The organism is Burkholderia pseudomultivorans (assembly GCF_001718415.1).
In the GTDB taxonomy this organism is placed as follows: Bacteria; Pseudomonadota; Gammaproteobacteria; order Burkholderiales; family Burkholderiaceae; genus Burkholderia; species Burkholderia pseudomultivorans_A.
Genome location: NZ_CP013377.1, coordinates 1,139,976 through 1,159,312, shown reverse-complemented (window position 1 = coordinate 1,159,312; position 19,337 = coordinate 1,139,976). Strand labels below are relative to the sequence as shown.

Below are 19,337 nucleotides of genomic sequence, written 5' to 3'. Positions count from 1 at the left end.
CATGAGAGATTTCGCCAACAAGGTCGCCGCGATCACGGGCGCCGGCTCGGGCATGGGCCGCTCGCTCGCGGTGCAGCTCGCGCAGGCCGGCTGCCATCTGTCGCTCGCCGACAAGAACGGCGTCGGCCTCGCCGAAACCGAGCGGATCGTCCGCGCGATCGCGCCGAACGTGCGCGTGACGACGCGCGTGCTCGACGTCGGCGACCGCGAAGCGATGTTCGCGTGGGCCGACGACACCGCGAAGGCGCACGGCAAGGTCAACCTGATCTTCAACAACGCGGGCGTCGCGCTGTCGAGCACGATCGAAGGGATGGAATACAGCGATCTCGAATGGATCGTGAACATCAACTTCTGGGGCATCGTGCACGGCACGAAGGCGTTCCTGCCGCACCTGAAGGCGGCGGGCGAAGGCCACGTGATCAATACGTCGAGCATCTTCGGGATCTTCGCGCAGCCCGGCATGAGCGGCTACAACGCGACCAAGTTCGCGGTGCGCGGCTTCACCGAATCGCTGCGCCAGGAGCTCGACATGATGAAGTGCGGCGTGTCGGCGACCTGCGTGCATCCGGGCGGCATCCGCACCAACATCGCGCAGTCGAGCCGCATCGCGAAAAACATGGTCGGCTTCATGATCGAGAGCGAGCAGCAAGGCAAGGACGATTTCGAGAAGTTCTTCATCACGACCGCCGACGACGCCGCGCGCACGATCCTGTCCGGCGTGCGCCGCAACAAGCGCCGCGTGCTGATCGGCCGCGACGCGAAGGCCGCCGACTGGATGGCGCGGATCCTGCCGTCCGCCTACCAGACGCTCGTCGTGCTCAAGTCGCGCCAGGAGGCCCGCAAGGCGCGCCGCCGCGCGGCCCGCTACGGCACGCCGGCGAGCACGCCGCTTCACGCAACCTACAACAATGCAGGCAATCAGGGAGGAAACCAGTCATGATCACCCCGCACATGATGCCGGTCAGGCGCGACATCCGCTTCGCCCTGCCGCCCGAACGCGCGAAGGACTGGCACGTACAGGGCGTGCCCGTCACGCACTTCATGAACGCGCTGTCGCTGCTGTTCCCGGCCGGCGAGCGCTTCTTCATGGATTCGGTGCGCAACTACCGCGACCGGATCGAAGACCCTGAACTGAAGAAGCAGGTGCTCGGCTTCATCGGCCAGGAAGCGATGCATACGCGCGAGCACATCGAGTACAACGACCTGCTGCAATCGTCGGGGCTGCCCGCGCACAAGCTCGACAAGCGCCTGTGGACGATCCTCGGCTGGTTCCGCAAGCTGCTGCCGCATTCGATGCAGCTGGCGATCACGATCGCGCTCGAACACTACACCGCGATTCTCGCGAACCAGCTGCTGTCGGGCCACGAGCACCGCATCGACGGCTCGGTCGAGGGCTACACGCAGATGTGGATGTGGCACGCGATGGAAGAGACCGAGCACAAGGCCGTGTCGTACGACGTATGGAACGCGGTGATGAAGCCCGGCCTCGGCAGCTACCTGCTGCGCACCGGCACGATGCTGTTGACGACGCTGACGTTCTGGACCATCGTGTTCGACTTCCATGTGCGCCTGATGCTCGCACACCGTCGCCGTCACGGGAAGTTCGGCGGAATGTGGCGTCTCGTCAAGTATCTGTACGGGCCGAAGCACGGCGTGTTCCCGAGCATCGCGCGCGAATGGCTCGACTATTTCCGCCCGGGCTTCCATCCGTGGGACCACGACAACCATCAGTACCTGCAAGGGCTCGACACGCTGCTCGCGAACATCGACGCGACCAATGCGCGCTATGCGGCGCAGGCGGCCCCGCGCCGCGTGCCGCTGCATCCGGTCGCGCAGGCCTGATGCGATGGCGCGCGCCAGCGAGATGCTGACCGTTCGATCGGGCGACGTGAAGCTCGCCGTCTACGTCAGCGGCCCGCGTCGCGCGCCGCCGCTGATCCTCGTGCACGGCTACCCCGATTCGGCGGCCGTGTGGGCGCCGATCCGCGCGCGGCTCGCGCAGCGCTACCGCGTGATCGCGTACGACGTGCGCGGCGCGGGCGCGTCCGATGCGCCGCGGCGCCGGGCCGACTACGCGCTCGCGCGGCTCGCGGACGACCTGAAGGCGGTTGCCGACGCGACCTGCGGCGACCGTCCGTTTCACCTCGTCGGCCACGACTGGGGGTCGATCCAGTGCTGGGAGGCCGTCACCGATCCCGCGTTTCGCGGACGGATCAGGTCGTATACGTCGATCTCGGGCCCGTGCCTCGATCACGTGTTCCGCGCGAGGATGCGGCTCAAGCAAAGCCTCAAATCGTGGTACATCGCGTTCTTTCATCTGCCGATCGTGCCGTCGCTGGTCTGGCGGCTCGGCGGTGCCGCGCTCTGGCCGCGCTGGCTGCAGCTGACCGAACGCGTGCGCGTCGAGCGCGATCCGTCGCAATTGAAGAATGCGCTGAACGGGTTGCAGCTGTACCGCGCGAATTTCATCGCGCGTGCAAGAAAGCCGCGCGAGCGGCATGCGCAGGCGCCGGTGCAGATTCTCGTGCCGGTGCGCGACCGCTACGTGACGCCCGAGATGACGATCGATCTCGATCGCTGGCTCGGCGAGCATGTCCGCGAGGAAATCGACGGGGCCCACTGGATCGTGCTGCGCGATCCCGACCTGATCGCGTCGCGGATCGACCGTTTCGCGACCGTGCAGGAACGCAAGGCGGCGCCGTCGCACGCGGCCATCGCTCAGCCGGGCGTCGGCAGACGCCTGAACAGCGTCTCGTAGTCGATCACTAGGCCGTCGTCGTCGATATCCATTTCGGCGGTGAAGTTGCGGAAGATGCCTTCGTAGCGATAGCGCCGGCCCGGCTCGATGCACGTGTACGCCTGCTCGACGCGCGTCGCGGCCAGGTCCGGCACCGACAGGTAGACGACGTCGATCGGCCGCCGCTCGCCGCGCGCGAGTTCGAGGCGGCCGATCGGCAGCGCGTTCGTGAACGGCGTCGCCGCGATATCGATGTCGACGCAGCCGTCCAGTGCGGGCAGCGCGCGGCCCGCGCCGTCGCACCAGTGGCCGGCGCCGTCGCCGTGCAGTTCGAGCGTGCCGCCGCCCATCACCTTGAGCACCGCGCAGGTCACGCGCCATCGCGCATCGCAGACCAGCCGATACGCGAGCCCGTAGGCCCGGCCGTAGCGCTGGCCGACCACCGCGCTTTCGACGACGATGCCTTCGTCGCTCCGCTCGAACGTCAGATGTTCGATGCCGTCGCCCTCGAGCGACGCCCAGCGCACCGCTTTCGTCATTCCGCCTCCTTCCACGCCCCACGGCGGGGCATCGCGCACAAATCCCGACTATCCAGAATTCCCTATTCCGGTGCACGGGATTGTGTCCTATGCTCGCGGCTCGTCCTGCTCCGCCGCCATCCATGTCCACCGCACACTCTGCCACGCCGTCGATCGACCTGCGCATCCTGCTGCGCAGCATCGGACAGATCGTGCTGCAGGCGAACGCGCTCACGGGCGCGCTGCTGCTCGCCGCGCTGGCGCTGACCGACCTGCGGCTCGCCTGTGCGGCCCTGCTCGGCGCGGCCGCCGCCAACCTGACCGCGGTGCTGACCGGCGCGCGGCGCGACGATGTCGAACAGGGGCTGCACGGTTTCAACGGCGCGCTCGCCGCGCTGATCGCCGTCGTGTTCGCGCCGGATCCGCTGATCGGCGTCGTGCTGTCGCCGTTGCCCGCGATCGGCGCGGCGCTGGTGCACCGCGCGATGCGCGGGCCGCTCGCGAAATGGCGGCAGTGTCCGTATTCGAGCCCGTGCCTTGTGATGTCCGCGCTCTGGCTGCCGTTTTTTATTGCGACGCAGCATGCAGATGGCGCGATCGCCGGCGCGACGCCGACGTGGTCCGCCGTCGGCCCCGCGCTGCTCGCCGGCGTCGCGCAAACCACGTTCGCGCAAGGCGCGTGGGCCGGCGCGCTGATCGTCGCGGGCATCGCGGCCGAGTCGCGCCGCGCGGCTGCCTTCGCGCTCGCCGGCGCGATCGTGTCGACCGTGCTGCTGACCGCGCTCGGCGCCGACGCTGCGTCGCTGACGAACGGCCTGCTCGGCTTCAACGGCGCGCTCGCCGCCCTCGCGCTGCTGCCGCGCGGCCCGCGTGCGGCGCTCGCGGCCGCCGCGCTGGCCGCGCTGATCCAGTGGCTCGCGATGCGCGCCGGCCTCACCGCGCTCACCGCGCCGTTCGCGCTCGCGTCGTGGATCACGGTCGCCGTCGCGCGGCGCTTTACTCTCGGAGAACCCGATGTCGTCATTCGCACACCGTCCTGATGCCGTGAAGCCCGGCGGCCCGATCTCGGACGCCGAACGCCGGCTGCGCGTCGATCTCGCCGCCGCGTACCGGCTCGTCGCACTGAACGGCTGGGACGACCTGATCTATACGCACCTGTCCGCGACCGTGCCGGGCGAGCCCGGCCATTTCCTGATCAACCCGTTCGGCCTCACGTTCGACGAAGTCTGCGCGTCGAACCTCGTGAAGATCGACCTGGCCGGCAACCGGATCGGCGACGGCGAGCACGCGGTCAACGTCACCGGTTTCGCGCTGCATGCGGCGGTTCATGCCGCGCGGCCCGACGCCGTCTGCGTGATGCACCTGCACAACACGGCCGGCATCGCCGTGTCGATCCAGCGCGACGGGCTGCTGCCCGCGTCGCAGCATGCGCTGCGGTTTCACGGCGACCTCGCCTACCACGACTACGAAGCGCTCGCGTTCTCGCCGGCCGAAGGCGCGCGGCTGACCGCGAGTCTCGGCGCGAAATCCGCGATGCTGCTGCGCAACCACGGCACGCTGACGGTCGGCCGCACGGTCGCCGAGGCGTATGTGCTGATGGATACGCTAATCAAGGCCTGCGACATCCAGCTGCGCGCGCAGGCAGGCGGCGGTCCGCTCGTGCTGCCGGAGCCGGCCGTCGCGGACCGCACCGCCGAGCAGTTGCGCGACGGCGGCGCGATCGAAGGCGAACTCGAATGGCCGGCGCTGCTGCGCCGGCTCGACCGGCTCGACCGGTCGTATCGCGACTGAGCCGCGCGCGCATCCGGCCGAATCGATTTTTCCAAACCAACCCGGAGGTTTTGTCATGCCGACTTTCAATATCCAGTTGTTCGAAGGCCGCACCGTCGAGCAGAAACGCGAATTCGTCGAAGCGATCACGCGTGTGACGTGCGAAACGCTCGGCTGTGAGCCGGGCTCCGTGGATATCATCCTGACCGACGTGAAAAAGGAAAACTGGGCGACGGGCGGCAAGCTGTGGAGTGAGGCGCGCTGAGCGGCACGCATCCGTATCGCGGACAGGCCCGGCGGAACCCGCCGGGTGTGCTACCGCCCTCGCGTCACGACCAGCCCGGCCGACGTGACGACGTACTTTTCGTAGGCCAGCTTCAGATGCGGAATGCTCTTGTAAGGCGGCGCATCGACATGAAAATCCAGCGGGTGGGAGTCCGGCGCAACGACGAACGGCCTTACGTCGTGTCCGCGACTCCTCAGCCGGCCAACCAGGTCCAGCAGATCGCGCCGTCGATATAACACGGTCTGTCCGCTTTCCAGGGTGTCGTCGTCGGAAGTCAGGTTGAACTCGGTCGTATGTACCGCCACGCCGCCAACCCGCAGACATTTTTCCACCGCGTTGATCACGAACTGCTTGCCGGCTTCGAGATTGCCGAGATGTTCGAAGCAGCACGACGACCAGTTGAAGTCGAAATCGCGCAGATGATCGGGAATGTGGTTCATGTCGCAGGTCTCGTACGATACGCGCTCGTCGAACAGACTGCCGTCGACGATATCCTCGTAACGAATCTGCGACAGCGTCGCACTATGCTGGCCGGTGGCTTTCCAGCCTTTCGATTCACCGATGTCTTCCGGCGCATCGGTCGCGACGATCTGCGCGCCCAGCTTCGCGAACAGCGCCGGCAACCGCTCGCTGCCGACACCGAATACCAGCCCGCGCGCACCCGGCTTCACCTTGCCCGACTCCAGCAAGTGATGAATCACGAACACCCACTCCCACAGTTTTCGATGAAACACGAAATGGTGGTTCAGCATCGCGCAGATCTCGAGCAAGCGCGGATGATAGAAATCCGCGACGCTGCAGGTCGAAAACGGCATGAATTCGCCGGGTTCCGATGTGCGGGTAAACGGCGGGACCGGAACGAATGACGGCCGCTCGACGGCGTGCGGCTGCTGCTCGACCATCTCCATCAATTGACGACAGGTGGATTCGAGCCGGGCAATTCTTGCATCGAGGGAATCGATATCGGCCTGTTGATGTTCGTTCTTACGCTGCGCCGACACCGCGAATTGCGATAAAGAGTGCTGAATATCCAGTACCGCTTGATACATGCGGGTGATTTGTCGAAACGGGGTAATGCGCGTCATATTCATCTATCAAATTTCTCCGATGATGGCTACCGCGTATTGAGCGTCGGTTAACGACAGGACCTCTATTCGCATCCCGAAGCGGGGGTATCGATACGGCATCATGCAGTAAATCCGGCTCCCCCGCCATAAAAGGGACGCATACCGCAGCGACACATTCATTCGCGATCCGCGTCCGCCACCGCTTGTGCACCCGCACATCGCAACGTCACGCAATCGGCGCATAATGCCGGACAGACGCAGCAGCCGATGGCCACCCGACGAGGAAACCGCCATGGAAGCGAAGAACGAAGAAGTCGTCGCACACCTGCTCTCCGATGTCGTCGAATTCGCGCGCGCGCGCCTGCCCGAGACGACCTTCCGGACCGTCGAACCGTTCCTGCGCCACTACTACGATTTCGTCGACGCCGAGGACCTGCAAAGCCGCGGCATCGCCGATCTGTACGGCGCCGCAATGGCGCACTGGCAGACCGCCCAGAAATTCGTGCCGGGCAGCGAGCGGCTGCGCGTGTACAACCCGATCCTCGAACAGCACGGCTGGCACTCGGACCACACCGTCATCGAAATCGTCAACGACGACATGCCGTTCCTCGTCGATTCGGTGACGATGGCCGTCAACCGGCTCGGGCTGGCGCTGCATTCGGCGCTGCACCCGGTATTCCGCATCTGGCGCGGCGGCGACGGCACAATCGAGCGCGTCGACGCCGGCGGCGCGACGCCCGACGACGGCCATTCGCAACTCGCATCGTTCATCCATTTCGAAGTCGATCGCTGCGGCGACGCGGCGCTGCTGCATACGCTGCGCGACGACATCGCGCGCGTGCTCGGCGACGTGCGCGCCTCCGTCGAGGACTGGCCGAAGATCGTCGACATCGCGCGCACCACGATCAAGGAAATGAAGGCGCGCGAATCGACCGCCGAGGACATCGAGGCGCGCGCCTTCCTCGAATGGATGGTCGCCGACCACTTCACGTTCCTCGGCCATCGCGACTACGCGCTCGTGTCGGACGGCTCGGCCTTCGGGCTGCGCGGCATCGCGGGCTCGGGCGCCGGCATCCTGCGCGAATCGCTGCGCGCACCCGGCACGCCGGACGTGACGCCGCTGCCGCCCGCCGCCGCCGAGATCATCACGGGCCCCTGGCCGATCTTCCTGACCAAGGCGAATTCGCGCGCGACCGTGCACCGGCCCGGCTATCTCGACTACGTCGGCGTGAAGCTGGTCGGCGCCGACGGCAAGGTGGCCGGCGAGCGGCGCTTCATCGGGCTCTACACGTCGACCGCGTACATGGTGTCGAGCGCCGAGATTCCGATCGTGCGCCGCAAGTGCGCGAACATCGTGCGGCGCGCCGGCTTCTTGCCGAAAGGTCATCTCGGCAAGTCGCTCGTGACGGTGCTCGAAACCTATCCGCGCGACGAACTGTTCCAGGCCGACGAAGACCAGCTCTACGACATCGCGCTCGGTATCCTGCGGCTGCAGGAACACCAGCGCACGCGCCTGTTCGTGCGGCGCGACCGCTTCGACCGCTTCGTGTCGTGCCTCGTGTTCGTGCCGCGCGACAAGTACAACACCGACCTGCGCCGACGCATCGCGAAACTGCTCGTCGACGCCTATAACGGCGTGAACGTCGAGTTCACGCCGCTGCTGTCCGAATCGGCGATCGCGCGCATTCATTTCGTCGTGCACGCGGAGCCCGGCACGATGCCCGACGTCGACACGCGCGAACTCGAAGCACGGCTCGTGCAGGTCACGCGCCGCTGGCAGGACGATCTCGCCGATGCGCTGCTCGATGCGTTCGGCGAAGAACAGGGCAATCGCCTGCTGCAGCGCTACGCCGACTCGTTCCCGGCCGGCTATCGCGACGACTACCCGGCCCGCACCGCCGTGCGCGACATCGAGCTGATCGAGCGCGTGAAGGACTCCGGCCAGCTCGCGATGAACCTGTACCGGCCGATCGAGGCCGGGCCGCGCGCGTTCCGCTTCAAGGTCTATCGCGCGGGCGAGCCGATCGCGCTGTCGCGCAGCCTGCCGATGCTCGAACATCTCGGCGTGCGCGTCGACGAGGAACGGCCGTACCGGATCCAGACGCAGGGCGCCGCGCCCGCGTGGGTGCACGACTTCGGCCTCGAACTCGCTGACGATGCGGAATTCGACATCGAGCGCGTGAAAGGCCTGTTCGAGGACGCGTTCGACCGAATCTGGAACGGCCGGATCGAGAACGACGATTTCAACCGGCTCGTGCTGCGCGCGCACCTCAGTGCGCGCGAGGTCACGATCCTGCGCGCGTATGCGAAGTATCTGCGGCAGGTCGGCTCCACCTTCAGCGACGCGTATATCGAACGCGCGCTGACCGGCAATCCGGCCATCGCGCGGCAGCTCGTCGAATTGTTCGTCGTGCGCTTCGACCCGCGTATCGGCGACGTGCGCGACGTGCAGGCCGAGCACCTGCTGAAGGGCATCGAGACCGCGCTCGACCAGGTCCCGAACCTCGACGAGGACCGCATCCTGCGCCAGTTCCTCGGCGTGATCAACGCGACCGAGCGCACCAACTACTTCCTGCACGACGCGAACGGCGAGCCGAAGCCGTACCTGTCGTTCAAGTTCAATCCGTCGAAGGTGCCCGGCCTGCCCGAGCCGAAGCCGATGTTCGAGATCTGGGTGTATTCGCCGCGCGTCGAGGGCGTGCACCTGCGCGGCGGGCGCGTCGCGCGCGGCGGGCTGCGCTGGTCCGACCGGCGCGAGGATTTCCGCACCGAGGTGCTCGGGCTGATGAAGGCGCAGATGGTCAAGAACGTCGTGATCGTGCCGGTCGGCTCGAAGGGCGGCTTCGTCGTGAAGAACCCGCCGCCGCCGAGCGATCGCGAAGCGTGGATGCGCGAAGGCATCGCGTGCTACCAGACCTTCCTGCGCGGGCTGCTCGACCTGACCGACAACCGCGTCGGCAACGCGATCGTGCCGCCGCGCGACGTGGTGCGGCACGACCCCGACGATCCGTATCTGGTCGTCGCGGCCGACAAGGGCACCGCCACCTTCTCCGACTACGCGAACGCGATCTCGCACGAATACGGCTTCTGGCTCGACGACGCGTTCGCGTCCGGCGGCTCGGTCGGCTACGACCACAAGAAGATGGCGATCACGGCGCGCGGCGCCTGGGAGTCGGTGAAGCGGCACTTCCGCGAGATGGGCGTCGATACGCAGACGACCGACTTCACGGTGGTCGGCATCGGCGACATGTCGGGCGACGTGTTCGGCAACGGCATGCTGCTGTCGCCGCATATCCGCCTCGTCGCCGCGTTCGACCACCGCCACGTGTTCCTCGACCCGAACCCCGACCCGGCGACGAGCTTCGCCGAGCGCCAGCGCCTGTTCGCGCTCGAACGCTCGAGCTGGGCCGACTACGATACGGGCGCGATCTCGCCGGGCGGCGGCGTCTACCCGCGCACCGCAAAGACGATCGCCCTGTCGCCGGCCGTGCAGGCCGCGCTCGGCATCGACGCACACGCGCTGCCGCCGACCGAGCTGATCCGCGCGATCCTGCAGGCGCCGGTCGACCTGCTGTACAACGGCGGCATCGGCACCTACGTGAAGGCGGCGCACGAAACCCACCAGCAGGTCGGCGACCGCGCGAACGACGCGGTGCGCGTCAATGGCGCGGACCTGCGCTGCAAGGTCGTCGGCGAAGGCGGCAATCTCGGCTGCACGCAGTTCGGGCGCATCGAGTTCGCGCAGCGCGGCGGCCGCATCAACACCGACGCGATCGACAACTCGGCCGGCGTCGATTGTTCGGATCACGAAGTCAATATCAAGATCCTGCTCGGGCTCGTCGTCGCCGACGGCGAGATGACCGAAAAGCAGCGCAACGCGTTGCTCGCAGAGATGACCGACGAAGTCGGGCTGCTCGTGCTGCGCGACAACTACTACCAGACACAGGCACTGTCGATCGCGGGCCGCTACAGCGTCGAGCTGCTCGACGCGGAGGCGCGGCTGATGCGCTGGCTCGAACGCGCGGGCCGCCTGAACCGCGTGATCGAATTCCTGCCGACCGACGACGAGATCGCCGAGCGCCAGGCCGCGAAGCTCGGGCTCACGTCGCCGGAGCGCGCGGTGCTGCTCGCGTACAGCAAGATGTGGCTGTACGACGCGCTGCTGGAATCCGACGTGCCGGAAGACCCGCTGGTCGCCGCGATGCTCGTCGACTATTTTCCGAAGCCGCTGCAGCAGCGCTTCAGCGAGCCGATGCGCCGCCATCCGCTGCGCCGCGAGATTCTCGCGACACACCTGACCAACGCGCTCGTGAACCGCGTCGGCTGCGCATTCGTGCATCGGCTGATGGAGGAGACCGACGCCAGGCCGGGCGACATCGTGCGCGCATGCATCATCGCGCGCGACGTGTTCGACCTCGACGCGGTATGGCGCGACATCGACGCACTCGACAACCGCGTCGCCGACGACGTGCAGGCGCGCATGTTCGTCGATGTCGCGCGGCTGCTCGAACGCGCGGCGCTGTGGTTCCTGCGGCATTTGCAGGCCGGCGCGGTGGCCGACGGCGGCGTCGCCGAACTGCTCGCGCGCTGCCGCGACGCGGTCGAGCGGCTTGCACCGCAACTGCCCGCGCTGCTGCCGGCCGACGATCTCGATGCGCTGTCCGCGCGGCAGCGCGTGCTGGTCGACGCGGGCGTGGACAGCGCGCTGGCGGTGCGCGTCGCGAGCGGCGACATCTCGGCCGCGCTGCTCGATATCGCCGAGGTGGCCGCCACCTGCAACCGCAGCCTCGAACTCGTCGCGGGCGTCTACTTCTCGCTCGGCACGCTGCTCAACTATGGATGGATCGGCGAGCGCGCGGCGACGCTGCCCACGCCCACGCACTGGGACATGATGGCGCGCGCGGCCGCGCTCGCCGAAGTCGCGCGCCTCAAGCGCACGCTCGCGACGAGCGCACTCGCGGAATCGCCGGATTCGACGACGCCGGAAACGATCGTCGCCGCGTGGCGCGAACGCCGCGCGGCCGCGCTCGAACGGTATGCGCAACTGCTCGCGGACCTGCGCGCCTCGGGTGGCGCGAGCCTCGCGGTGCTGCTCGTGGTGGTGCGCGAGATGGCCGTGCTCGAACGGGCGTGACGCCCCGGGTTCAGACCGTCGCGACCAGCAGTTCCTCGGCGTTGCGCGGCGGCCGGAGGCGGTCCGTGCGATCGGCGAAGTAGCGCCGCGTCAATTCGGCGGCCGACACATGATCGGCCCTCGAAAAACCGGCCTCTTTCGCGAGCGCCTGCATCTGCGCCGGCATGAAGAAGCTGATGAACGGCGTGCCGCTCGCGCGTGCGCCCTTCTCGGCCATTTCGAGTCCCGGGCGCACCTCGGCGTCGGCCTGCTCCAGCGGCAACAGGAACGTCATCGCGAGCGTCGAGCCCGGCGCGAGCGACGCGACTTCGCGCAGCGCGGCCGCGTTCGCCGCGCGCGTCAGGTACATGCTGACGCCGGTCGATACGACCACGGCCGGCTTGCCCGCATCGAAGCCTGCGCCGACCAGCGCATCGCGCCACGATCCGGCCGCCTCGAAATCGACCGGCACGAACCGCAGCCAGTCGGGCACGCCGAAGCCGAGCTCGACGAGCCGGCGCCGCTTCCACGCCTGCGGCGCCGGCTGGTCGACTTCGAAGACCGTCACGCGCGACGCCATCTCCGGGCGGCGCTGCACGAAGCTGTCGAGCCCCGCGCCGAGGATCACATACTGGCTCACGCCGCGCGCGGCCTGCTCGACGACGAGATCCTCGATGAAACGCGCACGCGCGACGATCGACGCGCGAAACGGCCGCGTGAACTGCGGATCCATGTCGCCGCGCTGCTGCCAGCCGGGCGCCGGCGCGAGCAGCTGCAGCCCGACTTCGTCGACGAGCACGTGCGGCGGCGCGTCGAGTTCGACGTGCAGCGCGCGCCACAGCGCGACGCGTGCGGCGGTGCTGTCCGGCCCGGCTTCGGACGTATCGGGCGTATCGGGTGTCTCGGACGTCGTCATGCCGGCCTCACGCGTTCGACTGGCCGGGCGCCTGCAGGCGCCACACGCGCCCGTCCGGATCGCGCACGGACATCTCGCGCGTGCCCCAGTGCATATCCTCGAACGGCGTGACGACATCGACGATCGGCTGTGGCCGCACCGCACGCTCGTCCGCGACCTTCAGCACGACCTGCATGTCCGGCGCCTGGTCGGGCGGCACTTCCGCGATGAACAGATACGGGCCGTCGCCGTTGCGCAGCTGGCCCGAGTGGTGGTCGGTTTCGAATTCCAGCGTGAAGCCCAGCGCCTGGAAGAACTTGGCCGACTTGCCCCAGTTGTGCGTCGTCAGGAATACGGCTTCGATACGCTCGGATGACATGTCATTCCTCCTTGGTGGAAGCGTCCTGCCCGGATGGCGGCGTGGCGAGGTACGCGCGCAGCGCATCGGCGACCAGCGCGGACAGCGATTGCTCCGTCTCGATCGCACGATGCTTGACCTGCCGGATCAGGCTCAACGGCAGATAGACGTTGAACTGCTTGACTTCTTCGTCGCTCATGGATGCTAGTATGCTAGCAAAATAGCAAATGTCAACCTGTCGGATTGCGGGCTGGATCGAATCTGCGCGCAGCGTGAACGAAGCGGGCGATGCAGGCCACCGCCCGCCGCGCCCTACCGTCCCGGCCGCGCCGCCACGCGCGCAAACAGCGCGTCGAGATCGAACCCTGTCGTATCGATGCCGATCGTGTCGCGCAGACACGCGCTCCAGTCGGCCGCATTGTCGAGCGTCACGGTGCGCCCCGCGCCGCTCGCGTCGCGCAGCGTCAACGCGGTGTTGAACAGCGCCGCACGGCCGTCGGGCAGCACGCGGCACGCGATCAGGTCGTTCACGAAGACCGATTCGGGATAGGTCGACGTGAACCAGTTCGCGGCGTCGTAATCGATCCATTCGGCCGGCTTCAGCGAGAAGCGGTAGGTCGTCAGCCAGCCGTCGGGCGCCTCGCACTGCATGTCGAATTCGTCCGCGACGGGCGCGGCGACGACGCGGAACGCGCCGTGCGGCGTCAGCTGCCGCTCGTCCGGCGCGAAGCGCAGCGGCGCGGTCAGCGTCGCGCTGCCGAAGCCGATGTCGGCGAGCCAGACCGCGCCGTCGAGATCGATGCGCAGCAGCATGTGCGTCTGCGCGGTGACGACCTCCGGCGGACGCATCCAGCGCACGCGCGCGATCAGCGGCGTCACGCGGAAGCCGATCCGCGTGAGCGCGGTGTAGAACAGCTTGTTCAGTTCGAAGCAGTAGCCGCCGCGCCGCCGCGCGACCAGCTTGTCGACGACGGCGGGCAGATCGAGCGCGACGCGCGCGCCGGTCAGCGGATTGAGGTTTTCGAACGGGATCGCCTGCGGATGCAGCAGATGCAGCCGGCGCAGCACGTCGAGGGTCGGCTCGGCCGGGCCGTCGTAGCCGATGCGGGTGAAATAGCGCGAAAGGTCGAACGAGTCAGTCATGAAGCGGCACCATAACGGGGACACGCCACGATAGCATCGAGCGAAATCCCCATGTTGCGCGGGGCGATCGTCCGGCGCGTCGCGCGGGGCGCCGGCACGGCATCCCGCGCGCGCTTTCGCGCACCGTTACGGCAGCAGCTTCAGCGCCGACGACGCGACCGACGGCACCGAAATGCCCTGGCGCGTCGCGAACTGCACGGCCTGGCTCAGCGTCGTCGCGAGCGACTGCAGCTGGCCGGGCGCGCTCTGCGCGATATACGACGCCGCCTGCAGGTTCTGCGGATTCAGGCCCGACTGCAGCAGCGACGCCGGGCTCGCGGAACCGAGGCTGCCGAGCCCCGACTGCAGCTGCGTGTACTGCGTGAGGCCCTGGCCCAGCGATGCGAGGCCGTTGCTGAACGCCTGCTTGTCGACCGGGCCCTGCGTGGCGCCGCCGCTCGCGAACGCCTGGTCGAGCGCCTGCGACACCGACTGCTGCGCGCCGCCCATCTGCGACAGCGTGGCGGGCGACAGCGCATCGCCGCCGCTCAGCATGCCCGCCGCCTGCTGTGCCTGCCCGGCCGCGCCGGTCAGCCCCATCGCCGACGCCAGCGACGACTGGCCCGCCAGCACCTGCTGATTCGCGCCGACATAGGCCTGCAGCAGCTGTGCTGCGCCGCCCTGCGCGGGTGCGGACGACGGCTGCGCGCCGCCGAGCAGCGACGAACCGATCGACTGGAGATCGAGTTGCGCATGAGCGGCGCCGCTCAGCAGGATGCCGAGCGCGATGCCCGCCGCGGCCACGCGCTTGGCCGTCGCGCGAATGTGCTTCATTTGTGTTCTCCCGTGCCGGAATGATGAGCCGGGTATTGTCGAAGCGCGTCGCGCGCCGCCGCAACGACTGAAACACATCGATACGAAATCGCCCGGCGCCGTCGCTTGCCATTCCGCGGGATTCGCGCGCCGCCACGCGCATTCGCGCGCATCGACGATGCGATCGCGCGCGGCGGCGGCGATTCTTTCCGCGGCGTCGTCAATCCGTTGTCAATCGCCCGACGCGCGCGGGCGCGTCAGGCCGCCATCCACGCGGGCAGGCGCTCGCCGACCCAGTCGGCCGCCTGCTCGTAGCCGCGCGCCAGCTGCAGCACGGCCAGATCCGCGCGCGGACGACCGATCAGCTGCATCCCCATCGGCAGCCCCGCTGCGTTGAACCCGACCGGCACGCTGATCACCGGGCAGCCGGCGAGCGTCCACGGCACGACCGTCTCCATCCAGCGGTGATAGGTGTCCATCGGGCGGCCCGCGATCTCCTTCGGCCAGCGCTGCCCGACGTCGAACGGGAACACCTGCGCGGTCGGCGCCGCGATGAAGTCGTAACGGTCGAAGAACCGCAGCACGGCCTGATGCCATGCGGTGCGTTCGACGCTTGCCTCGAACACCGCGTCGCCCTTCATCGCGAGCAGCCCCTCGATCTCGTAGATCGCCTCGGGCTTCAGCAGCGCGCGGCGCGCCGGGTCGCGATAGTGCGCAAGCAGCCCGCCGCCGGACAGCAGGTGCCGGTGCGTGAGCCACAGGCGCCAGATCCGCTCGGGCGCGAACGCCGGCAGCGCGGCATCGACGTCGCAGCCGATCTCGCGCAGCGTCGCGAGCCCCTTCTCGCACTGCGCGAGCACGCCCGGCTCGGTCGCCAGGTAGCCGTTCCAGTCGCCGACCCACGCGATGCGCTTGCCGCGCAGGTCGGTGTCGAGCGGCTGCGCGAACACGGCCGGATCCTCGGCGAGCGACAGCGGATCGTTCGGATCGTAGCCGGCCTGGATCGCGAGCAGCTGCGCGACGTCGCCGACCGTGCGCCCCATCGGCCCTTCGATGCCGAGCTGCTGGACGAACACGTCGACGCCCGGCCAGCGCGGCACGCGCCCCTGCGACGGCCGGAAGCCGTAGATGTTGCAGAACGCGGCCGGATTGCGCAGCGAACCGCCGAAGTCGCTGCCGTCCGCGACCGGCAGCATCCGCGCGGCGAGCGCCGCCGCCGTGCCGCCGCTGCTGCCGCCCGCGCTCTTCGTCAGGTCGTAGGGATTGCGGGTGGCGCCGTACACCTCGTTGAAGGTGTGCGAGCCGAGCCCGAACTCCGGCGTATTGGTCTTGCCGATGAAGATCGCGCCCGCCGCGCGCATCCGCGCGACGCCGACCGAATCGGCCTGCGGCACGTTATCGCAGAAGATCGGCGAGCCGTAGGTCGTGCGCAGCCCCTTCGTCATCGCGAGATCCTTCGGCGCCTGCGGGATCCCGTGCAGCCAGCCCTGATACTCGCCGCGCGCGAGCGCCGCGTCCTTTTCCGCGGCTTCGGCGAGCAGCACGTCGCGCTCGCGCAGCGCGACGATCGCGTTGATCGAACCATTCACGCGCTCGATGTGATCGAGATACGCGCGCATCGTCTCGACGCAGGACACGGCCTTCGAGCGGATCGCCGACGCCAGTTCGCCCGCCGGCAGGCGCACGATCGGATCGACGGGAATGGAAGCGGGAGCGAGAAGCGACGGGGCGCCGTGCGACATGCGGGGTCTCCTGGAAAACGCGATGGATGGGCGGCCCGCGTGCGGCGGCGGTCTGTTCCGACCTTGCCGGGAAGCACCGTGCGGCGCGCCGATGCTCTACTCTACGCGACGCTGCGCAGGCGACCTCCGATATTTTCCGGCGCGATTCATTGCGGATTCGACTAAATCGGACGCGCGGGACGCCGCGACGCGATGCGCGCCAACGGCGGCTCGGCGCACCCCCGCGATGAAATCGTTTATGCGCATAAACTTAAAATTCTTATATTTTTTATCGGCTCGCCTCGGGCAGGTGCGCGTTAACGACTTTTTTACGCGGACGCCCGATCTCTTTAGGGCATTCGGATCGGCCGCGCGCTACGCTTCAGGCATCTCGTTCCTGGGACATCATCCATGCTCAAGCTGCTGGTTCCGGTCGGTCACTCGCCCCGCTCGCTCCAGGCGGTTCGCCACGCGACATTCCTGTATCGCGAACGCTGTGCGTCCGAGATCGTGCTGATCAATGTGCAGGCGCCGCTCGAAGCGACGCGGCTCGAGGCCTATCACCCGCTCTCGCGGTTGCGCTCGATCGAGGAAAAGTTCGCGTGCGACGATCTGGCGACGGCCGAGCGCATTCTGCAGGAAGCCGGTGTCCAGTACAGCGTCGTGAAGAAGGTCGGCCCGGTGGCCGATACGATCGCGGCAGCGGCGTCGGAGATCGGCTGCGACGAGATCGTCGTGGTCGCGCCGAGACACGATCCGCTGCATGCGCTGCTGTCGATGTTCCGGCGCAGCGTGATGGACCGGCTGGTGCGGATTTCGAATGTGCCGGTGACGGCGGTGCAATAAACGATGCGCAGCGCGCCGCCACGCGGCTCGGGCAAGCGCGCCCGGCGCGACGCGCGCGCGCCGGCATGAATTGGCGCTTGCGGCGCTTACTTGAGCGCCTTGCGCCAGAACACGAGATAGGCGGCGGCAGACGATGCGACCAGCAGGATGCCCCACATCGGAGCCAGACTGACGAGCACGGCGGAGACGGGTAACATTTGGATTCCTCACGATTGGGATAACGATTTCGATACGCGACTGCTTCGCCCGGAATCGAAGTGCCGGGCGCGCTTCGTGTTCCGTCGAACGATGTATTCATGCTATCGCCCCGGACAGCCGCGCAACCGCGGCCGCCCGCGCGTCCCCTGACATTCGTCAAACTCGCGTCAATCACGTCATCCGCCGGGCGATTCCACATTCGGGAACCCGGTCCGGTCGCGGCTTGCGCGCGGCCATTCGCGTGCCGACTCCGCCCGGATCTCGCCTGCGGCTGTCAGGAAATAACCAGGCAAATCGCCAGCCGCGCGTGTTCCGGCTACGGTTTCCCCTTGCCCTCGGCGCAAAAAAACAGGACAGGATCACCCTGTCGCGCACTCATTTCAGCAGACGTTTACCGGGGGAAGCCCCAAGTGCTTCGCGGAGCGGGTCCGCGATACGCTAGGGCAACGAGGAGACGAACCATGATGAGACGAGCCGTACATATCGCCGTTTTCGCGCTGCTGGCCTATCTGATCGCCGATCGCGCGGTCCTGCACGCGCAGGGTCGCGACGCCAGCCCGCTCGCGTGCGAGCAGGGTGCGCAGCGCGTGAAGTACGACGCGCTGAGCCGCGGCTTCGGGGAGGCCGCTGCCGGCAGCCAGAGCGAAGCGTTCATGTCCGGTTGCCTGGTGACGGGTCGCGGCGACGCCGACGTGTCGCTCGCGAAGAATTGACGCGAATCGCGAGGCGCTTGATCCGGGCTGCGCGGGACGGCCCGCGCAGCCGGACTGTGACGGTCGGCCGGCATCGTCCGGATATGCCCGCGACAACTCCCCGCCCCGCTTTCACGTAACTGAATTCCATGCGCGCGGCGACTGGCCGAGCAGCCCGGATGCCATTCGAGCCGCCGCCCTGCCCGGTCGTCCCATGCATCGCACGGGCTTGTCTTGCGATCCTCGCCGATACGATCACGCGTCGAGAAACGGCGTCGATAGCCTCGCTTCACCGCCACGGCCGCGCTCGCACGATGCCACGACAGGTGAACCACGACTCACCGTGCATATCGCCGCCAGTCTTGCGCATCGGCCGCAGCGATCGAAATGCCCTCCCATCGGCTGCGTATTCGCCCTTCCCCGGTTGCGTCTGCGATAACGACAAGGAAAACCATGCAGCTCCAGTCGAACTACGCGAAGACCTTCCGGTACATCCGGCAGAACGCGCGCCGCCTGCCTTACGACATCGGATACCACCTCGTTCAGCGCGACGACGGCAGGATCGTCTATGGGTTCGAGATCGTGCAGGAATCGTATGACGGCCGTATCGGCAGCGGCGCGGCCGCGCTCGATTTCTGCGGCTCGCTCGAAGACGCGGAACAGTATCTGATCGGGAAGCTGCAGCAGATGGTCGAAGCCTTGCCGGAGTCATGGGAGTCCGGTCGCACTCGCCCGCAAACGGACGAAAGCGCGGTCGAACATGCGTGGCTGATTCGGCAAATCTTCGGCTACTGGCCGTCGTTTCACGATGCCGAACTGCTTTCGGTCACGCTACGCCGGGTCGCATCGAACGGAGCGGCACATACGGACATGGAACTCACGCTCCGTCATGACGGACAGGGCAATCCGGCCGGCAGCGTGCCGACGACGCCGTGCAGGATCACGTTCGTTTTCGAACAGGTCGACGGCGACACGTTTTCGACGGAAAACGTGTGCTACCCGTCATGGATATACGATCTGCGGTTTTCCCGCTGTGACGGCGGCCGCATCCAGATCGACCTGTACCCGTCCACGGGGTTCGAGATCCTGCTCCAGTGCCGCGCGGCAAGGGTTGCGCGTATCGAGCCGTGCCTACACGCGTAGGGCCGCGTTTGACGATACGTCGCATGGCACCGCTGCGGAAGCAAGCCACGGGCGCCCG

18 protein-coding genes are annotated in these 19,337 nt (G+C 67.7%); 10 read left to right on the top strand and 8 right to left on the bottom strand.

The features are described from left to right. Position 1: 1 nt before the first annotated feature. Genes WS57_RS04940 through WS57_RS04930 form a run of 3 tightly spaced genes read left to right on the top strand, consistent with a single transcriptional unit; the run spans position 2 to position 2,758 of the window. On the top strand, positions 2-940 hold the full coding sequence (locus tag WS57_RS04940; RefSeq protein WP_069243818.1) for an SDR family NAD(P)-dependent oxidoreductase: 939 nt from the start codon (positions 2-4) through the stop codon (positions 938-940). Further along, a complete protein-coding gene (locus tag WS57_RS04935) occupies positions 937-1,842 on the top strand; it encodes a metal-dependent hydrolase (protein WP_069243817.1) in 906 nt (301 codons plus the stop codon). The genes WS57_RS04940 and WS57_RS04935 overlap by 4 nt, the downstream gene beginning before the upstream one ends. Positions 1,843-1,846: 4 nt before the next feature. Next, a complete protein-coding gene (locus tag WS57_RS04930) occupies positions 1,847-2,758 on the top strand; it encodes an alpha/beta fold hydrolase (protein WP_059517462.1) in 912 nt (303 codons plus the stop codon). Here the strand turns inward: WS57_RS04930 and WS57_RS04925 are convergent. Then, positions 2,719-3,276: a putative glycolipid-binding domain-containing protein gene (locus tag WS57_RS04925; protein WP_059517464.1), complete on the bottom strand. Its 558-nt coding sequence runs from the start codon at positions 3,274-3,276 to the stop codon at positions 2,719-2,721. The genes WS57_RS04930 and WS57_RS04925 overlap by 40 nt on opposite strands. 122 nt (positions 3,277-3,398) lie before the next feature. Here WS57_RS04925 and WS57_RS04920 point away from each other — a divergent pair, with 122 nt between their 5' ends. Genes WS57_RS04920 through WS57_RS04910 form a run of 3 tightly spaced genes read left to right on the top strand, consistent with a single transcriptional unit; the run spans position 3,399 to position 5,290 of the window. After that, positions 3,399-4,295, top strand: coding sequence for an urea transporter (locus WS57_RS04920; RefSeq protein ID WP_059604124.1), 897 nt, complete (start codon positions 3,399-3,401; stop codon positions 4,293-4,295). After that, positions 4,270-5,046, top strand: a complete 777-nt coding sequence (locus WS57_RS04915; protein ID WP_059604121.1) for a class II aldolase/adducin family protein — start codon at positions 4,270-4,272, stop codon at positions 5,044-5,046. Before WS57_RS04920 ends, WS57_RS04915 begins: the two co-directional genes overlap by 26 nt. 55 nt (positions 5,047-5,101) lie before the next feature. Further along, a complete protein-coding gene (locus WS57_RS04910) occupies positions 5,102-5,290 on the top strand; it encodes a 4-oxalocrotonate tautomerase (protein WP_006413826.1) in 189 nt (62 codons plus the stop codon). Positions 5,291-5,340: 50 nt separating this feature from the next. On the opposite strand, the gene WS57_RS37920 is transcribed toward WS57_RS04910, so the two are convergent. Then, positions 5,341-6,402: an SAM-dependent methyltransferase gene (locus WS57_RS37920; RefSeq protein ID WP_230956375.1), complete on the bottom strand. Its 1,062-nt coding sequence runs from the start codon at positions 6,400-6,402 to the stop codon at positions 5,341-5,343. A gap of 268 nt (positions 6,403-6,670) precedes the next feature. Here WS57_RS37920 and WS57_RS04900 point away from each other — a divergent pair, with 268 nt between their 5' ends. Continuing rightward, positions 6,671-11,512: an NAD-glutamate dehydrogenase gene (locus WS57_RS04900; protein ID WP_069243816.1), complete on the top strand. Its 4,842-nt coding sequence runs from the start codon at positions 6,671-6,673 to the stop codon at positions 11,510-11,512. Positions 11,513-11,522: 10 nt separating this feature from the next. On the opposite strand, the gene WS57_RS04895 is transcribed toward WS57_RS04900, so the two are convergent. The 6 genes from WS57_RS04895 to WS57_RS04870 all read right to left on the bottom strand — a co-directional run bounded on the left by WS57_RS04895 (position 11,523) and on the right by WS57_RS04870 (position 16,421). Then, positions 11,523-12,407 carry a class I SAM-dependent methyltransferase gene (locus WS57_RS04895; protein ID WP_059604116.1) on the bottom strand — a complete coding sequence of 295 codons (885 nt, stop codon included), beginning with the start codon at positions 12,405-12,407 and terminating at the stop codon, positions 11,523-11,525. 7 nt (positions 12,408-12,414) lie between these two features. After that, a complete protein-coding gene (locus WS57_RS04890) occupies positions 12,415-12,765 on the bottom strand; it encodes a VOC family protein (RefSeq protein WP_009695541.1) in 351 nt (116 codons plus the stop codon). A gap of 1 nt (position 12,766) precedes the next feature. After that, complete coding sequence (locus WS57_RS04885; RefSeq protein WP_009695542.1) at positions 12,767-12,943, bottom strand: CopG family transcriptional regulator; 177 nt, start codon at positions 12,941-12,943, stop codon at positions 12,767-12,769. Between the two features lie 113 nt (positions 12,944-13,056). Further along, positions 13,057-13,887, bottom strand: a complete 831-nt coding sequence (locus WS57_RS04880; RefSeq protein ID WP_059517478.1) for an arylamine N-acetyltransferase family protein — start codon at positions 13,885-13,887, stop codon at positions 13,057-13,059. Between the two features lie 126 nt (positions 13,888-14,013). Further along, entirely contained in the window at positions 14,014-14,700 is a 687-nt protein-coding gene (locus WS57_RS04875; RefSeq protein WP_059480042.1) for a hypothetical protein, read from the bottom strand. A gap of 236 nt (positions 14,701-14,936) precedes the next feature. Continuing rightward, positions 14,937-16,421: an amidase gene (locus tag WS57_RS04870; RefSeq protein ID WP_059604113.1), complete on the bottom strand. Its 1,485-nt coding sequence runs from the start codon at positions 16,419-16,421 to the stop codon at positions 14,937-14,939. Between the two features lie 390 nt (positions 16,422-16,811). Here WS57_RS04870 and WS57_RS04865 point away from each other — a divergent pair, with 390 nt between their 5' ends. From WS57_RS04865 to WS57_RS04855, 3 genes are all read left to right on the top strand, one after another. Beyond that, positions 16,812-17,246, top strand: a complete 435-nt coding sequence (locus WS57_RS04865; RefSeq protein ID WP_009695549.1) for a universal stress protein — start codon at positions 16,812-16,814, stop codon at positions 17,244-17,246. Positions 17,247-17,908: 662 nt separating this feature from the next. After that, positions 17,909-18,157, top strand: coding sequence for a hypothetical protein (locus WS57_RS04860; RefSeq protein ID WP_009695551.1), 249 nt, complete (start codon positions 17,909-17,911; stop codon positions 18,155-18,157). Between the two features lie 432 nt (positions 18,158-18,589). After that, complete coding sequence (locus WS57_RS04855) at positions 18,590-19,279, top strand: Imm50 family immunity protein (protein WP_059517480.1); 690 nt, start codon at positions 18,590-18,592, stop codon at positions 19,277-19,279. Positions 19,280-19,337: the final 58 nt, after the last annotated feature.

Excerpts from the sequence above, each read along its gene's own strand:
- WS57_RS04940 (WP_069243818.1), top strand. The coding sequence starts at position 2 with ATGAGAGATTTCGCCAACAAGGTCGCCGCGATCACGGGCGCCGGCTCG.
- WS57_RS04935 (WP_069243817.1), top strand. The coding sequence starts at position 937 with ATGATCACCCCGCACATGATGCCGGTCAGGCGCGACATCCGCTTCGCC.
- WS57_RS04930 (WP_059517462.1), top strand. The coding sequence starts at position 1,847 with ATGGCGCGCGCCAGCGAGATGCTGACCGTTCGATCGGGCGACGTGAAG.
- WS57_RS04925 (WP_059517464.1), bottom strand. The coding sequence starts at position 3,276 with ATGACGAAAGCGGTGCGCTGGGCGTCGCTCGAGGGCGACGGCATCGAA.
- WS57_RS04920 (WP_059604124.1), top strand. The coding sequence starts at position 3,399 with ATGTCCACCGCACACTCTGCCACGCCGTCGATCGACCTGCGCATCCTG.
- WS57_RS04915 (WP_059604121.1), top strand. The coding sequence starts at position 4,270 with ATGTCGTCATTCGCACACCGTCCTGATGCCGTGAAGCCCGGCGGCCCG.
- WS57_RS04910 (WP_006413826.1), top strand. The coding sequence starts at position 5,102 with ATGCCGACTTTCAATATCCAGTTGTTCGAAGGCCGCACCGTCGAGCAG.
- WS57_RS37920 (WP_230956375.1), bottom strand. The coding sequence starts at position 6,402 with ATGAATATGACGCGCATTACCCCGTTTCGACAAATCACCCGCATGTAT.
- WS57_RS04900 (WP_069243816.1), top strand. The coding sequence starts at position 6,671 with ATGGAAGCGAAGAACGAAGAAGTCGTCGCACACCTGCTCTCCGATGTC.
- WS57_RS04895 (WP_059604116.1), bottom strand. The coding sequence starts at position 12,407 with ATGACGACGTCCGAGACACCCGATACGCCCGATACGTCCGAAGCCGGG.
- WS57_RS04890 (WP_009695541.1), bottom strand. The coding sequence starts at position 12,765 with ATGTCATCCGAGCGTATCGAAGCCGTATTCCTGACGACGCACAACTGG.
- WS57_RS04885 (WP_009695542.1), bottom strand. The coding sequence starts at position 12,943 with ATGAGCGACGAAGAAGTCAAGCAGTTCAACGTCTATCTGCCGTTGAGC.
- WS57_RS04880 (WP_059517478.1), bottom strand. The coding sequence starts at position 13,887 with ATGACTGACTCGTTCGACCTTTCGCGCTATTTCACCCGCATCGGCTAC.
- WS57_RS04875 (WP_059480042.1), bottom strand. The coding sequence starts at position 14,700 with ATGAAGCACATTCGCGCGACGGCCAAGCGCGTGGCCGCGGCGGGCATC.
- WS57_RS04870 (WP_059604113.1), bottom strand. The coding sequence starts at position 16,421 with ATGTCGCACGGCGCCCCGTCGCTTCTCGCTCCCGCTTCCATTCCCGTC.
- WS57_RS04865 (WP_009695549.1), top strand. The coding sequence starts at position 16,812 with ATGCTCAAGCTGCTGGTTCCGGTCGGTCACTCGCCCCGCTCGCTCCAG.
- WS57_RS04860 (WP_009695551.1), top strand. The coding sequence starts at position 17,909 with ATGAGACGAGCCGTACATATCGCCGTTTTCGCGCTGCTGGCCTATCTG.
- WS57_RS04855 (WP_059517480.1), top strand. The coding sequence starts at position 18,590 with ATGCAGCTCCAGTCGAACTACGCGAAGACCTTCCGGTACATCCGGCAG.